This is a genomic window from Pseudoalteromonas sp. T1lg24 (assembly GCF_002964745.1).
GTDB lineage: Bacteria > Pseudomonadota > Gammaproteobacteria > Enterobacterales > Alteromonadaceae > Pseudoalteromonas > Pseudoalteromonas spongiae.
Map to the genome: position 1 here is coordinate 183,996 of NZ_PQCB01000006.1, position 15,141 is coordinate 199,136.

The window sequence follows — 15,141 nt, forward strand, 5'->3', positions numbered from 1 at the left end:
TAATTTTGTTTTTTATTATTGTTTTAGTACATAAACTGTACTGGGGAATCATTCTAAACAATTTACAAATTTTAACAACCCATTAAAACGCTGGTTTTACAACCAGTAGTTTAATAACCTAAGTCACGGTCTACAGTGTTCATGAGCGCTTGGCCCGCTTTTAATCTCAAATAGTTATCACACAACTGACGTGTCACTGTATCAACATTGCTAAGTGCCGAGCAATGAGGGGTAATAGTTATTGCGCTATGCTGCCAAAATGCATGTGTTTGCGGCAAAGGTTCAATACTAAACACATCCAAAATTGCATGCGCTACCTGACCTGAATCGAGATTAGCTAATAGGCTTTGCTCATCGATTATTTCGCCACGTGCAACATTAATAATCACCACGCCTTTTTTGGTTTTTGATAAAAACGCATGATCAATCATATTGTGGGTATGTTTAGTTGATGGCAATAAGCACACAATATAGTCGGCATCACTTACCGCTCGTGCTAAATCATCTTGCGCATAACTAGTAATGCCCTCTAGTGATTTAGCGGTGCGTGACCAAACACTGACATCAAAGCCATTTAGTTGCAGTAAATTTGCGCTGGCAGTACCTAGCTGCCCTGCGCCAAGAACTGTTACTTTATTGCCCACTCTTGCGCGTTTTGGCTTCCAAAGTTTTTCTTGTTGCTGCTTAACGTATAATTCAACTCGATGTTGATACGCTAAAATATGCGTGAGTACGTAGCGGCTCATATCACTCGCTAAATTATCATCAACAATACGGGTAATTGGCACATTGAGTAAACCATTGTATTGCAATAAACTGTCTACGCCCGCACCAAACGACGCAATCGCCTTACAATTAACAAACGGTGCTAACGATCCTTTCGGTGGTTGCCATGCAACAATGTATTCAACCGCGAGTGCATCACTCACTTCTGGCCACACCTGAATTTTGACGTCAGGCAATATACTGTGAAATTTTTCGATGAGTTTATCGAGCTTGCGGTTGGGGATTACTAATAAAATACTCATAAACGAACTCTAGGCTGTCAAAAACTTAATCTAAATCAAATTCTAATGTGGATAGACCGTATTTGACTATCAAAACTTGATCTAGAACAGCTTTTAATTTTTCTAGCTACCGATAATAGCCACATCAAAACAAAAGATGATTCGGGAGATTATCGATGAAAAAATTACTAACTACAGCATTACTAACTTCAGGTTTAATCGCAGCTCCAGCAATGGCAAAACTAAGCGTTAACGTAGGTGCAATCAACGTAAACCCTGACAGCGGTACAAGCTACTTAAATGAAATCCCAACTGCAGGCGTTTCAGTAGACAGCAACACCCAGCTAGGTATTACATTTGACTACGCGATTAATGATAACTGGGTAGTAGAGTTAGTAGCAGCAACACCATTTAGCCACGATATTTCTGGTGAAGGTAAAATTGGTGATTTAGCTATCGGCGGCGCAAGCATCGGTTCAACTAAACACTTACCACCATCACTGTTTGCACAATACCACTTCGGTAGCGCTGGTGACAAATTCCGCGCATTCGTAGGTGCTGGTGTTAACTACACTATCTTCTTTGACAGCGAAGCGGGTGCAGACCTAAAAGCAGTATTAGGCACTGATGATGTTAAACTTGAGCTATCAAACTCATTTGGTTTAGCAGGTCAAGTAGGTGCAAACTACATGATCAATGAAAAATGGGGTATTCACGCAATGGCTTCTTACATCGACATCGATACAGATGCTGAAGTATTTGCAGGTGGCAACAAGGTATTAACGTCAGACGTTGCAATCGACCCATTTGTATTTATGTTAGGTGCTAAATACAAGTTCTAATTAGAATTTAAACCATAAAAAAATCCGGCAATTGCCGGATTTTTTTATATCTTTTAAAAGCTGCTAAAAAGCAGCTTTTAACGAAAAAGACTTATAGGTCGCCTTCGTTTTCAGAAAGGAATGCAGCAACGCCAGCTGGGCTTGCGTCCATACCTTTTTTACCTTCTTCCCAACCAGCAGGACATACTTCACCGTGCTCTGAGTGGAATGCTAGTGCGTCAACCATGCGAAGCATTTCGTCGATGTTACGACCTAGTGGTAAGTCGTTAACTACTTGGTGACGTACGTTACCTTCTTCATCGATAAGGAAAGAACCACGGAAAGCAACGCCAGCTTCTGGGTGCTCAACGTCGTATGCTTGACAGATTTCGTGTTTAACGTCAGCAACTAGTGCGTATTTAACTGGACCAATACCGCCTTCGTTAACTGGCGTGTTACGCCATGCGTTGTGTGAGAATTGTGAATCGATAGAAACACCGATTACTTCTACGCCACGCTTTTGGAATTCTTCAAAACGCTTGTCGAAAGCGATTAGCTCTGAAGGACATACGAATGTAAAGTCTAATGGGTAAAAGAAAACAACTGCTTTTTTACCTTTGATTGCTTCGTGTAAGTTGTAGCTATCTACGATTTCGCCGTTACCTAGAACTGCTGCAGCTGTAAAGTCTGGTGCCTTGCGGCCTACTAATACGCCCATTATTTTCTCCAATTATTTATAATGAAATATCCAGTTTTGATGATTAATCATCATCTCTGGCAATAAATATAATGCCAAAATAAAAAAAACCAAGAGGGCTTGGCTTTTATTTTTATACTGCAGAAAGTTTAACGAATCGATGTAGTTAAAGATAATCAATTAAAACGATAAGGCCGTTCGATAAAAACGATTATGATACAAATCACACAATTGTGCGTTCTAGGTTATCAATCATTGTTGTTTTTGCACGACGTTTTTTTACGGCAGAAAAGAAGTGTCACCTACCTTGCTATTTCAGCAATAAAAACAAAAAAGCCAGCAAATGTGCTGGCTTTCGTTGGGTAAATGCGCACTTAATTACGCATCTTGCTCCATAATATCTTCAGGCATACTTTCTCTAATTTCTTGCCATAATGCGCCTGACTCTAAACCATATTTACGCACTAAGAAAATAGACTCATCAAACTTGTCTTGCTCTGCTAGTGCCTTTAATTCTGCAAAAAACTTAAGCGCTAACTTACGCGTGCGCTCATCGGCAAAATAGTGACGCGCGATGCGTGCGTAAAAACCTTTGAAACCATTTAACGTCAATACATAAATTGGGTTACCACAGGCAAATGCAAGTTCGTGATGCATGCGATAGTCGTAATCTGCAAACGCTTCGGCAGTGTCGGCTAAATCATCAGCACGAGACAAGGTTTCGATTACTTTATCTGGATTTGTTTTAATCGCTGAACGCGTGTAAATAGCACTGATATTGGTACGTGCTGAAAGCAACTGGTCAATTAACTCGGGTACTTTAGTTGAGTCTAATTTAGCAAGCGTTTCTAGAATATTAAGACCTGACGTTTCCCAGTAATTATTAACCCGCGTTGGCTTACCGTGTTGAATAGTCAACCAGCCGTCGCGCGCCAAACGCTGTAGCACTTCACGTAAAGTTGTACGTGTCACACCAATAAGCTCTGAAAGCTCTCGCTCTGCTGGTAAAATTGAACCTGGCGCAAATTCGCCGTTCCAAATCGATTCAACTATGTATTCCTCAGCAAATCCCGCAGGGCTTTTGGCTTTAAAAATTCTCATGAAGTGTCCAGTCGTTCTTGTAATGCTTTTTTAATCAAACTGATTGTACCAGATGCGATTGTTTGCACAAGCAAATAAATGCATAAGATAAAATAGTCTGTAATCTGTTTTTACCAAAGCTCTGTTAATGTTTGTAACGCATTTCACAATACAAAAATCACGCAAACCTTGGTATTTACGCCGTTTTACAAAATTCCATCGAAAATTCGTGCGAAGCAGTGGCGTTTTTTTTATAGTGTGCCCCATTATTAACAAATAATTAGTAACGCCTATGTTATCAAAACTTGCTCATTGGCCGGAACAACGCTTACCTTGGCTTCTATTAGCGGGCATCGCACTTGTCTTAGAAGGTGCTGCACTTTTCTTCCAATACGCAATGGATTTAGGGCCATGCGTAATGTGCATTTATCAACGTACCGCGATGCTGGGGCTATTGTTTGCAGGTATTGCAGGTGCCATTAAACCGCAAAATGTCTTTGCGCGTGTTATCGGATTTACGCTTTGGTCTATTTCAGCAATTTGGGGTTACTTAATTGCTGCCGAACATATCGCTATGCAAAATAATACCGACCCATTTGCTTTTGCAGGTTGTGCCTTTGAGCCGAACTTCCCTGAGTTTTTACCGCTGCACCAGTGGATGCCATGGTTTTTTGAAGTAACCGGTGATTGCGGCAATATCAGCTGGCAATTTCTTGGCTTGAGTATGCCAGGTTGGATGCAAGTGATCTTTGCGATTGCCAGTGCGGTATTGTTTGTTGTGTTAATTACGCGTTTGGTTTTCGCTAAAAAGATTTAATATGTATTTCTCAACAAAAAACATTCCTGAATTAGATGGTTTATCAGTTCGACAACGACAAGAAGTGATTCACTTAGCCGTGGCGAACTTGCCGGCCAGCAAAAAAATTACACTCAATGTAGTAAAAATAGCGTGTTTAACACCCATATTTTTACTGTTAGCAAATATTGAATCTTGGTGGTTGCTTTTGTACTTACTAATAGTAGGTTTGTGCTATCCACTGATTACTACACCACTCACACTAATGTTTATTAAGCCTCTGCTTAAAGAGGCGCGAGCTGAGTTCGAAAACAATAATAAATAAAGGGGCAAACGCCCCTTTTAATTAAAACGTTACTCTACCTTTTAGTTTGGCGATTGACCTTTCACCAAATCCCTTAATTTCATTCAATTCCTCAAGGGATTTTATTTTTCCATTCTGCTCACGATAGTTAATAATTCTAAGCGCTCGCGATTCGCCAATACCGGGCAAGGTAGCTAACTGCTCTGCATTCGCCGTATTTACATTGACGAGCTCTAACTTAACAACCTCTTCAACATTGTTCTTTGTCGGCTTTGTCGCTTGTGACTCTGCGTTCACAGAAAAAGTGATTGAAGTAATGCCTAATAAGACTGCGCCAAGTACTGGCAGTGAAAGTAATTTCATTACGCGCTCCTTTGCGTTGAGGTTCAAACCATTCGAACGAATTGTGAGTATATAAAGCATTTGCCTTACACTTTTAGGTATAGGTTAAAAATTCTTGTTGTCAAAACCCTTCCGCCTAAAGCGATGAGTGATATAATTTTGGAAGAATTAAGAAGGGTACAGTATGATCTCTAAAAACCAGCTAAAACAATTACGTGCGTTATCTCAAAAAAAGCAGCGCAAGTTACAAAATTTATTTTTAGTGCAGGGTGAAAAAAACGTACTCGAATTACTCGACAGCAATTTAGTCATTGAACAGCTTTTTGCTACCCAAATTTTTTGCGAAAAGCACGCATCACAATTAACTGGCCTTAACATTATCACTTGCGATGAAGAGGAACTTGCTAAGGCAAGTACACTAGTTAGTAATAATGCTGCCATTGCGATTGTTGAAACGCCAAAACAAAGTGAGCCAAATAGCCAAGGTATTTCCATTGTACTTGATGGCGTTGCCGATCCTGGCAATTTAGGCACCATTATTCGCGTGGCCGACTGGTATGGCATTAATGAGCTGATTTTAAGCCCTGACTGTGCAGATCCGTATAATCCAAAAGTGATCAGCGCGACGATGGGCAGCTTTACCCGCGTCAACATTATTCAAACTGAATTAACTGACTATTTTAGTAAGCAAACTCGTCCTGTCTATGGAGCGTACTTAGGCGGCGAAAGCATTCACTCAACCCAGTTTGAAAGCGACTTAATTTTAGTGATGGGCAGCGAATCACACGGTATTCGCGAGCATATTGCCAGTGCGATTACTAAAAAAGTAACCATTCCGGCATTTGGCCAGGCTGAATCACTCAATGTTGCTATGGCAAGCGGCATAATTCTCGATAACATTAAACGCTGCCAAGGATAAACCATGAAGCTCAATTGCGATTTAGGTGAAAGTTTTGGTCAATATACATTAGGTTGTGATGAGCAAGCCATGGCTGTAATTGATATGGCCAATATCGCTTGTGGCTTTCATGCAAGTGACCCAAATGTGATGGCACACACACTGAGTCTAGCGAAACTTCATAATGTAGAGATTGGTGCTCACCCAAGTTACCCCGATAGGCAAGGTTTCGGCAGGCGCAGCATGCAATTATCAACTACCGAGCTTACCAATTTGTTGCACTATCAAATCGCAACACTTGAAGGCATGGCAAAAGTACAAGGCCTTAGCCTTAGCTATGTAAAGCCGCACGGCGCACTTTATAACGATATGATGGCAAATTCAGAGTTACTTACCACCATTGCAAATGCAATCGCAAGTTACCCTTGTGAGTTAAAGTTAATGGTGCTAAGTAAAGTCGATAACAGCCAAGTCACTCGCATCGCTGAACTAGCCGGTATTGAGTTACTGTTTGAAGTTTTCGCTGATAGGCAATACAACCCTGATGGTTCCTTGGTATCACGTAATCTTGCAGGTGCTGTGCACAATGAAAGCAAGTTACTTGAGCAAGTGAGTGAGTTAAAGCAGTTTGGTACGATCACCACCCGTGGTGGCAGTAAGTTAACACTGCAATGCGACTCGTTATGTGTACACGGTGATAATCCTAGTGCGGTTGCTCAAATAGCAAAAATCAAACAGATTATTGGTAGCAATGAATAACCCTAGCTATCGCATTTTTGATGCCAGTGAACATGCGGTTTTAATTTATTTTAGTGACAATATTTCACGTGAGCAAACACAAAAAATCGCTGCCTTTTCACACGCTTTAAAGGCTTCACTGGGTGAATTAATTGTTGATGTGACCATTTCCTACACCAGTGCGTTAGTTACTTATCAAAGCCTGAGTATTGATCACTTCTCAATAAAGCAGAAAATTAAAAGCATACTTATCCAGCTAAACGATACTGCATTTTCAGTAAAACAAATCGAGTTACCCGCCTATTACCATAGCGAAGTGGGTGCTGATATCAACGCCATGGCAAAAGCAAAAAATCTTACTGTATCCGATATTATCAAATACCACAGCGAACAAATTTACAGTGTATTTGCCATTGGCTTTGCCCCCGGTTTTGCATTTTTAGGTGAAGTAAACCCAATACTCGCCACTCCACGCCTTGCGACTCCCCGTCAAAAAGTAGCCAAGGGTTCAATCGCCATCGCAGATAGGCAAACTGCGGTTTATCCAGCTGCTTCACCCGGTGGTTGGAATCTTATTGGCAACTGCCCTGTTTCACTATTTGATGCTGCGAATATCCCACCTTTGCCTTTTAATATTGGCGATAGCGTGAAGTTTATACCGATTGAGCGAAACGAATTTATTCGCTTAGGAGGCCACATTGACTAGCGTGCTCAAAGTGATAAACCCAGGGCTCTATTGCTGCGTTCAAGATTTGGGACGATTCGGGCAAAACCACTTAGGTCTTACCACAGGTGGTTGTCACGATCCTTACGCCTTTAAAATTGCTAATGCCCTTGTCGGCAACCCAATTAGTAGCCCAGCACTTGAATTAACCCTTGGCGGCTTTCGCGCGGAAGTACTAGCGCCAATAACAATTGCACTTACAGGGCCAAATGTCAGGTTTACGATTAACAATAAAAGCCAAGCGCTTTGGCAAAGTATTCAAGTAGCACGTGGCGATGTAATTGAAATTGCAACGCCCCACACTGGTTTGAGGCACACGCTTGCAATTTCAGGTGGTATCAAGGCGCAGTCCCATTTTACAAGTGTTAGTACTGTCATGCGTGAAGGACTTGGCTGCAAAATTGAAGCTAACACACTGATAAAACAGCAAGCACCTCGTTTTACAAAGCAAAAGAGGTTACCTGCTAACTTAATACCTGATTATTGCCAAAACACACCGCTTAATATGGTGCTTGCGCTGCAACATCATGAATTTTCAGCGGCTGATATAAACCGCTTTTTAAGTTCAAGTTATACCGTAACTGGGCAAAGTGACCGCATGGGTTATCGTTTACAAGGCGCAGCGTTAGAAAGCCCAGCCGGTGCACGCTTTTCTGAGGGCATTAACCTAGGTGCCATACAAGTACCCGCCGATGGTCAACCTATAGTACTTTTAAATGATCGCCAAACCATTGGCGGCTATCCGAAGCTCGGTTCAGTCACTGCATTAGATTGTGCAAACTTATTTCAAAAGCGCGCGGGTGATGAAGTGGCGTTTAATGCAATTAGTATTGAAAAAGCGCAAAACCTTAATCACCTCGCCCAAGTCAAATTACAGCGCGCGCTCGACACCTTAAACTAAAAAAGCGCCTTACGGCGCTTTTTGTGGTTGGGAAATCTGTTTTAAAGTTTATGCTTCTTCAAGTAACTCTTGCGTTGAGTTAATCGCAATTTTACGTGGCTTATGCGCTTCTGGAATTTCACGAAGCAAAGTAATGTTCAATAAACCGTTTTCTAAATTTGCGCCAACAACTTTAACATGATCACCTAACTGGAATTTGTGCTCAAAGTTTCGCTCAGCAATGCCTTGGTGAATAAATTTACGCTCAGCTTGCGACTCTTTTTCTGCTTTAACGCCAGATACTTTTAGCGTGTTTTTCTCTGTTTCAATGGTTAACTCAGATTCTAAAAAGCCTGCAACAGCCATGGTGATTTGATAGTCATTTTCACCTAAAAGCTCAATATTGTACGGTGGAAAATTTGATTGTTTGGTATTGCGGCTTGCGTTATCCATCATTTGAGCTAAGTGATCAAAACCGATGAAAGAACGATAAAGTGGAGATAGATCTAAATTACGCATAGTATATATCCTCATAAAGCGATAATTGTCTTAAAAACGACTCTCCTAAAGCGGACAAGTCTTAAATAAAGTCAGGAAATTCAAATTATTACCTGAGCAGAAGACCCTTATGGCGTCTTCATAACTAGATATGTGGTGGCTAAATTCTTTTTCAAGGTATTAATTTAAATTTTTTTAATTAATCACCCTAAATTCACCTTTAGAGAACACTTCAACCCTATGAAATTAAAAATAAAAAGTATCATTTCAAATATTTTATTTTTTTCTGTGATTTTTTTTGTGATCACCACTTTTCAGCAGAGAAACTTACTGAGTAACGACCAGCCTGCACCCTATTTTAATTTAGAAACACTACAAACTGGCGAGCGAGTATCCATTAAATCGTTACAAAACCAACAGACGGTGGTTTACTTTTTTGCCCCTTGGTGCACCGTATGCAAACTTAGCATGCCAAACCTCGATAAACTGGCTAAAAATGGCAGTATCAATGCCATAGCAATTGCCGCTGACTATGAGAGCAAACAACAGGTTGAAGCATTTGTAGACGACTTATCACTTAGCATGCCGGTGTTATTAGCCGATAGTCACACCGCTAGTAATTATAAAATTTCTGCGTTTCCAACTTATTATGTAATTTCAGAAGATTTAAAAATTATTGCCAAGTCGATGGGTTATTCCACAGAATTAGGTCTAAGAGCTCGCAGCTTTTAGACAAAATAGCAGCTAGCCATTAAAATACGCGTATCTTAATTTACATTCGAGAATCCAATGCCTAAAGCATGCGCATATCACATCTTAGTTAATACTGAAAAACTTTGTTTAGAACTAAAAGAGAAGCTTAAAAAAGGAGCTGACTTTAACAAGCTTGCAAAACAACATTCAACCTGCCCGTCGCGTAAACGCGGTGGTGACTTAGGTGAATTTAATAAAGGCGATATGGTAAAAGCATTTGATGATGTGGTTTTTAAAAAGCCATTATTTGAAGTACACGGCCCTGTAAAAACCAAATTTGGTTATCACTTAATTAAAACGGTTTACCGTACGTAACCTGATCTTGGGATAACAAAAACATTTTTATTTAAACCATCCATCGTTATTTGCGAATGATGCGATTGAGTTAATCAATTTCACAAACTCATCTTTCGCTGACACAATGGGTTCATTAAATTTAAAGAGGAAAGAATAATGTTTACAGTAATTTTTGGCCGTGATGGCTGCCCATTTTGTGTTCGTGCAAAAGAATTAGCAGAGCGTTTAACTCAGGAACGCGATGATTTTAAATTCCGTTACGTAGATATTATTAAAGAAGGCGTATCTAAAGCGGATTTAGAAAAATCAGCTGGCAAGCCATGCGAAACAGTACCTCAAATCTTTTTAGATCAAAAACACATTGGCGGCTTCACTGATTTTGAAGCATACGCAAAAGAGCACTTAGGCTTATACGCTGAGTAATTATCAACACTAATGTGTTTAAATCTATGTATTTAAAAAGTAAAAAAGCAGCCATTGGCTGCTTTTTTTGATTTTGAAAATGCACAAAATACTTAAACAAGCTCTTTTACTTTTTCCCAAATCGAAACCACATGATCGCGGTCTTCATCGGTTAGTTCACCATTGCGATACGCTTTAACCAGTGATTTTTCGATTTTTTCATTTAACTCATCACAGCTTAAATCATCACCTTCAACTTGCGCGTAACCTACTTGCAAATCAAAGTGACCACGTAAGTAACCACTTGCAAACAGTTCATCATCGGTCGCTGTTTCAATTAGTTTGTCGAAGTACTCATTGGCCTTATCAACATACGCTAAAAATTGCATTTATTTTTCCTCTTCAAGGCCCACTGCATACATCACATGATCGTTGTATCCAGTTACCACTTTTATAAAACCTGATAGTTCGTCATCTAACACGCTGTCGCCTGTGTCACAAATAAGCGGACGGCCGTTAAGTGCTTGCAGTTTACGTTTAGTTGCAACCACAATGATATTTTCTTTGCCTATTTGGCGAATAAGTTCAGGGCTCAGTTGCTGATTACCACGACCAAAAATATGGCCTTGCCCACCAATTAAGGTGATCACAATTTTTGTTGGCTTACCCTTAGTTAAATCGATTAATTGCTTTGCGGTGCAATCTGCAGCAATAACATCTTGGTCGAGAACAACATCCACACCGAGTAAGGTATTTTCAAGCCCCATTTCATCCATAATCGCAGCAACGGTAGAGCCCGAGCCCATTACATAGTATTCGTCATCTTCCATTTCTGACACAACATAGGCCGATAAGTCAGCAAGTACTAACTCATCCGTCTCTTTGCCGCCGCTTTTAACGGCTTGCACATAGCGTAATTCACTTGGCACCTGCATTTCACCATAGCGCTTGGCTTTAACTACCCCTTCACGAAATGCCGATTCATCAATATCCATCACATCAGCATCTGAAAGGGTAACTAGCTCGCCATTTATCAGCATTTCAACAACGCGCCCTGCTGCTTTTGGGGTAATCGCATATACGCCAGAGTGAATTTTACAACCAGCAGGAATACCGAGTACGGTTGTATTATCACTAACCGCACTGCAAACATTGCGCGCTGTACCATCACCACCAGCAAATAAAATTAAATCAACGCCTTGTTCAATTAAGGTTTTAACCGTTAGCTCGGTATCAGCACGTGATGTGCTCTCTCCTACTGTCAACACAACTTCGGTACTAAACCCCATTTCTTCAGCAAGGGTTTGACCCATTTTGCCACTTGGGGTAAATATTTGAATCTGTTCTTTATACGGCAAAAGCACTTCAAGTGCCGCTTGGGTGCGTTTATGCGATTTAGGTTCAGCACCAAGGGCAAGCGCCTCTTCAGTAACATTATCACTGCCTTTTAGGCCAACACTGCCACCTAAACCTGCAACAGGGTTAATAATAAGGCCTAGTTTAAACTGCTTCGTCATTGATTAATTCATCCTGCCAAGTAAATTGTGCGCGTGTTAACGGGTATGGTGTGTGATAAAAATCGCATAAAGACTTAATTAAGGTCTCCGTACGCTTATTAAACCCGCTCTCAAGTAACTCACATACCTTTTTGTAAACCTTACGCTGAAATGCAAAGCGACACGTTTGTGCGCCGTTTAAGTTATCTGCTGATACATTAAAATTAAAGCCAGCTGCTACACTGAGCGCCCATTCAATGGCTTGTGGATGCACTTCCACTTTTTCAAATTCAGCTTGCTGCGCTTCATTACGCCCATCTGGGCAATACCAGTAACCGTAATCTTCTAATAAGCGTCTAGCCTCACCTGCCACTAACCAATGTGCCACTTCATGCAGGCCACTGGCATAATAACCATGGGCAAATTCAATGCGATGAAATGCTGTATTGTCATCTGCAGGCAGATAAATCGGCTCGCCATCGCCTTTCACTAAACGTGTATTTAGTGTGCTTTCAAAACAGCCATTAAAGATGGAAATTAAATCTTGATAACGATGCATAACGATAGGTACAGCAAAAAATTGCTGGCATTTTAGCAAAAATAAAAAGGGGCTGAAATAGCCCCTTTTTTAAATATCTGCGGTAATTATTCAGCTTGCCCTGGAATTGGGCCAGGCTGCACATTCACATGCTTGTTTTGCCCTTGATGACGCAATAAGTGGTCCATCAAGGTAATTGCCAGCATTGCCTCGGCAATTGGAATTGCACGAATGCCCACGCACGGATCATGACGCCCTTTGGTGATCATCTCAACCGCTTCGTTTTGCTATTAATGCTTTTACCTGGCACTGTTATGCTCGATGTTGGTTTAAGCGCAATAGATGCGACAATATCTTGCCCTGTTGAAATGCCTGCAAGTACACCACCTGCGTGGTTTGAGGTAAAGCCTTCAGGGGTGATGGTATCGCGATGCTCTGAGCCTTTTTGCTCAATCACTTCAAAACCGTCACCGATTTCAACACCTTTTACAGCGTTAATGCTCATCAGTGAATGGGCGATTTCAGCATCTAAACGATCAAACACTGGCTCACCTAAACCCACAGGAACATTTTTCGCAACCACAGTGACTTTCGCACCGATTGAATCACCTTCTTTTTTCAGCGCGCGCATATATTCATCAAGCGCATCTAGTTTAGTGCTATCGGGAAAAAAGAATGGGTTTTCTTCAACCACAGACCAATCAAATTGCTCTGCTTTAATTGGCCCAAGTTGCGATAAACACGCATTAATTTCAACACCATGAAATTGCTTTAAATACTTTTTAGCAATTGCGCCTGCGGCAACACGAATGGCTGTTTCGCGCGCTGACGAGCGACCGCCACCACGATAATCGCGAATGCCGTATTTGTGCCAGTAAGTATAATCACCGTGACCTGGACGATACACATCAGCAATTTTTGAATAATCTTTTGAACGCTGATCGCCATTTTCGATAAGCAGGCCAATGCTCGTGCCTGTCGTTTTACCTTCAAAAATACCCGATAAAATTTTAACGGCATCTTCTTCGCGGCGCTGCGTGGTGTAACGACTTTGCCCAGGCTTTCGTCTATCTAAATCGATTTGTAGGTCAGCTTCACAAATCTCCAACCCCGGCGGGCAGCCATCGACCACCCCACCCAGAGCAATACCATGGCTTTCGCCAAAGGTACTCACCTTAAATAATTGACCAATACTATTTCCGGCCATAACGTCTCATTTCCTCATTCCCAAATGGCAGCGTTGGTAGATACAGTGCCGCCAAACTGCGTTTTTTTACTTAGTGATTACCCTAAATGCGCAATTAAATCTTGTTTATTAATTGCAAACACGCCTAAGCCGCCGTGTTTAAATTCAATCCACTCAAATGGCACGCCAGGATAAAGCGCTTCCATATGTACCATAGAATTACCCACTTCAACAAATAACCAACCGTTATCAGTTAGATGCTCCGCCGCTTCATTAAATAATGTACGAGTAACATCAAGGCCGTCTTCACCTGAGGCAAGGCCTAATTCAGGCTCGTGATGGAATTCATCTGGCAAATCGCCCATGTCTTCGGCATCAACATACGGTGGATTCGCCACGATTAAATCGTATTTTTGGCCAGGCACACCCGAAAACACGTCCGATTGAATTGGGAAAACACGATGGTTTAACTGGTAATTAGAAATATTAATATCCGCTACTTCTAATGCATCAAACGAAATATCAACCGCATCTACTTCAGCATTTTCAAACGCTTGTGCTAGAGCAATAGCAATACATGCCGAACCTGTACACATATCTAAAATTCGGGTAACTTCTTGCTCTGGATCGAGCCAAGTATCAAACTTTTTATTGATAAGTTCAGCAAACGGTGAACGCGGCACTAATACGCGCTCATCAACATAAAATGGTAGGCCTGCGAAATAAGCTTGATTGGTTAAGTAAGCAACTGGAACACGTTCATTAATGCGCGCCGCAATTAACGCCACCAGTGTTTCTTTTTCAGACGTGGTCAGTTTGCTGGTTGCAAGCTCTTTTGGCGCATCAACAGGTAAACTCAATGCTGGCATAATTAATTGTACAGCTTCATCCCACGGGTTATCTGAACCGTGACCAAAGAAAATACCTGACGCTGCAAACTGACTGGTCGTCCAACGTAACCAATCATTAATTGTATTAAGCTCTGTAACGGCTTCTGTTTGCATTGCCGAATCTAAAAATGCCTGTTCCATAATCAAGTTTCACTAGTGTTTAAAAGCACTATTGTAACGGTTTAAAGGCGCAATACTCTAGGTTTTTTACATATTTTTGGATACAATCGCGCCATGAAAAAAGATCACTCACTATCCGATGACGACATTGCCCTTTTTCGCAATGAAATGTCTGGCTCAAAAAAAATAAGCCAAGATACTGTTCATTTTAAAAAAGCGCAAAAAGCACCTGAGCAAACTACCAACACTAAGGTAAAACAGCTCGATGCTGAATTTTATTTCTCGGATGAATACATTCCTGACATAGACACATCAGGTACCGTTAACTTTGTTAAACCTGGTGCGGATAGCTATTTAGCAAAACAACTGCGCCGTGGTGACTTTGCTCCTGAGCTTATTTTAGATATGCATGGCATGAATAAAGAAACGGCAAAGCTGGAATTAGCAGGCCTTATCAGCGCCTGTAAAAAGCGTCATTTACGCTGCGCATGCATCGTGACGGGTGTGGGTGAGCGCGTATTAAAACACAAAGTGCCACATTATCTAGTACAGCACCCTGATGTGCTGGCTATTCATCAAGCGCCGCTTGAATATGGTGGCCGTGGTGCGTTACTTATTTTAGTGGATATTCCGGAAGATCCATTTTTCCGCTAATGTTTTTCAGCTAATAAAAA

Annotated in this window: 20 protein-coding genes and 1 pseudogene; 11 read left to right on the top strand and 10 right to left on the bottom strand. The window is 41.2% G+C overall.

Features of this window, described 5'->3' with window-relative positions:
- Positions 1-110: 110 nt before the first annotated feature.
- Positions 111-1,028, bottom strand: a complete 918-nt coding sequence (locus C2M30_RS03825; RefSeq protein WP_105170719.1) for a 2-hydroxyacid dehydrogenase — start codon at positions 1,026-1,028, stop codon at positions 111-113.
- Between the two features lie 155 nt (positions 1,029-1,183).
- Here C2M30_RS03825 and C2M30_RS03830 point away from each other — a divergent pair, with 155 nt between their 5' ends.
- Complete coding sequence (locus C2M30_RS03830; protein WP_010560663.1) at positions 1,184-1,849, top strand: OmpW/AlkL family protein; 666 nt, start codon at positions 1,184-1,186, stop codon at positions 1,847-1,849.
- A 91-nt stretch (positions 1,850-1,940) separates the two neighbouring features.
- Here the strand turns inward: C2M30_RS03830 and C2M30_RS03835 are convergent, their stop codons facing one another.
- Together C2M30_RS03835 and fadR are read right to left on the bottom strand one after the other, a co-directional pair.
- Entirely contained in the window at positions 1,941-2,546 is a 606-nt protein-coding gene (locus C2M30_RS03835) for a peroxiredoxin C (RefSeq protein ID WP_010560664.1), read from the bottom strand.
- A gap of 357 nt (positions 2,547-2,903) precedes the next feature.
- Positions 2,904-3,626: a fatty acid metabolism transcriptional regulator FadR gene (fadR, locus tag C2M30_RS03840; RefSeq protein WP_105170720.1), complete on the bottom strand. Its 723-nt coding sequence runs from the start codon at positions 3,624-3,626 to the stop codon at positions 2,904-2,906.
- A 271-nt stretch (positions 3,627-3,897) separates the two neighbouring features.
- Between fadR and dsbB the strand changes: the two genes are divergently transcribed.
- Complete coding sequence (dsbB, locus tag C2M30_RS03845; protein ID WP_105170721.1) at positions 3,898-4,422, top strand: disulfide bond formation protein DsbB; 525 nt, start codon at positions 3,898-3,900, stop codon at positions 4,420-4,422.
- A gap of 1 nt (position 4,423) precedes the next feature.
- On the top strand, positions 4,424-4,726 hold the full coding sequence (locus tag C2M30_RS03850) for a DUF6170 family protein (RefSeq protein WP_010560667.1): 303 nt from the start codon (positions 4,424-4,426) through the stop codon (positions 4,724-4,726).
- Between the two features lie 21 nt (positions 4,727-4,747).
- On the opposite strand, the gene C2M30_RS03855 is transcribed toward C2M30_RS03850, so the two are convergent.
- On the bottom strand, positions 4,748-5,068 hold the full coding sequence (locus tag C2M30_RS03855; protein ID WP_105170722.1) for a ComEA family DNA-binding protein: 321 nt from the start codon (positions 5,066-5,068) through the stop codon (positions 4,748-4,750).
- 163 nt (positions 5,069-5,231) lie between these two features.
- Here C2M30_RS03855 and C2M30_RS03860 point away from each other — a divergent pair, with 163 nt between their 5' ends.
- From C2M30_RS03860 to C2M30_RS03875, 4 genes are read left to right on the top strand one after another with little or no spacing between them, the layout of a single operon-like run.
- Positions 5,232-5,966 carry a TrmH family RNA methyltransferase gene (locus C2M30_RS03860; RefSeq protein WP_105170723.1) on the top strand — a complete coding sequence of 245 codons (735 nt, stop codon included), beginning with the start codon at positions 5,232-5,234 and terminating at the stop codon, positions 5,964-5,966.
- A gap of 3 nt (positions 5,967-5,969) precedes the next feature.
- The gene (locus C2M30_RS03865) at positions 5,970-6,704 is read left to right on the top strand and encodes a 5-oxoprolinase subunit PxpA (RefSeq protein ID WP_105170724.1); all 735 of its coding nucleotides are present in this window, start codon (positions 5,970-5,972) and stop codon (positions 6,702-6,704) included.
- Positions 6,697-7,389: a 5-oxoprolinase subunit PxpB gene (pxpB, locus tag C2M30_RS03870; protein ID WP_105170725.1), complete on the top strand. Its 693-nt coding sequence runs from the start codon at positions 6,697-6,699 to the stop codon at positions 7,387-7,389. The genes C2M30_RS03865 and pxpB overlap by 8 nt, the downstream gene beginning before the upstream one ends.
- 1 nt (position 7,390) lies before the next feature.
- The gene (locus C2M30_RS03875; RefSeq protein WP_234004695.1) at positions 7,391-8,308 is read left to right on the top strand and encodes a biotin-dependent carboxyltransferase family protein; all 918 of its coding nucleotides are present in this window, start codon (positions 7,391-7,393) and stop codon (positions 8,306-8,308) included.
- Positions 8,309-8,356: 48 nt separating this feature from the next.
- On the opposite strand, the gene C2M30_RS03880 is transcribed toward C2M30_RS03875, so the two are convergent.
- Positions 8,357-8,806, bottom strand: coding sequence for an Hsp20 family protein (locus C2M30_RS03880; protein ID WP_010560673.1), 450 nt, complete (start codon positions 8,804-8,806; stop codon positions 8,357-8,359).
- A gap of 279 nt (positions 8,807-9,085) precedes the next feature.
- Here C2M30_RS03880 and C2M30_RS03885 point away from each other — a divergent pair, with 279 nt between their 5' ends.
- From C2M30_RS03885 to C2M30_RS03895, 3 genes are all read left to right on the top strand, one after another.
- Positions 9,086-9,517, top strand: coding sequence for a TlpA family protein disulfide reductase (locus tag C2M30_RS03885; RefSeq protein ID WP_325050730.1), 432 nt, complete (start codon positions 9,086-9,088; stop codon positions 9,515-9,517).
- A gap of 57 nt (positions 9,518-9,574) precedes the next feature.
- Positions 9,575-9,853, top strand: a complete 279-nt coding sequence (ppiC, locus tag C2M30_RS03890) for a peptidylprolyl isomerase PpiC (RefSeq protein ID WP_010560675.1) — start codon at positions 9,575-9,577, stop codon at positions 9,851-9,853.
- Positions 9,854-9,991: 138 nt separating this feature from the next.
- On the top strand, positions 9,992-10,258 hold the full coding sequence (locus tag C2M30_RS03895; RefSeq protein ID WP_010560676.1) for a GrxA family glutaredoxin: 267 nt from the start codon (positions 9,992-9,994) through the stop codon (positions 10,256-10,258).
- Positions 10,259-10,350: 92 nt separating this feature from the next.
- On the opposite strand, the gene C2M30_RS03900 is transcribed toward C2M30_RS03895, so the two are convergent.
- The 5 genes and pseudogenes from C2M30_RS03900 to prmB all read right to left on the bottom strand — a co-directional run bounded on the left by C2M30_RS03900 (position 10,351) and on the right by prmB (position 14,488).
- Entirely contained in the window at positions 10,351-10,626 is a 276-nt protein-coding gene (locus C2M30_RS03900; protein WP_105170728.1) for a YfcL family protein, read from the bottom strand.
- On the bottom strand, positions 10,627-11,754 hold the full coding sequence (locus C2M30_RS03905; RefSeq protein ID WP_105170729.1) for an ATP-NAD kinase family protein: 1,128 nt from the start codon (positions 11,752-11,754) through the stop codon (positions 10,627-10,629).
- Complete coding sequence (locus C2M30_RS03910; RefSeq protein ID WP_105170730.1) at positions 11,738-12,292, bottom strand: elongation factor P hydroxylase; 555 nt, start codon at positions 12,290-12,292, stop codon at positions 11,738-11,740. Before C2M30_RS03910 ends, C2M30_RS03905 begins: the two co-directional genes overlap by 17 nt.
- A gap of 86 nt (positions 12,293-12,378) precedes the next feature.
- Positions 12,379-13,478, bottom strand: a pseudogene (aroC, locus tag C2M30_RS03915) (chorismate synthase).
- A gap of 77 nt (positions 13,479-13,555) precedes the next feature.
- Positions 13,556-14,488: a 50S ribosomal protein L3 N(5)-glutamine methyltransferase gene (prmB, locus tag C2M30_RS03920; protein WP_105170731.1), complete on the bottom strand. Its 933-nt coding sequence runs from the start codon at positions 14,486-14,488 to the stop codon at positions 13,556-13,558.
- A gap of 93 nt (positions 14,489-14,581) precedes the next feature.
- Here prmB and smrB point away from each other — a divergent pair, with 93 nt between their 5' ends.
- Positions 14,582-15,121, top strand: coding sequence for an endonuclease SmrB (gene smrB, locus C2M30_RS03925; protein ID WP_105170732.1), 540 nt, complete (start codon positions 14,582-14,584; stop codon positions 15,119-15,121).
- Positions 15,122-15,141: the final 20 nt, after the last annotated feature.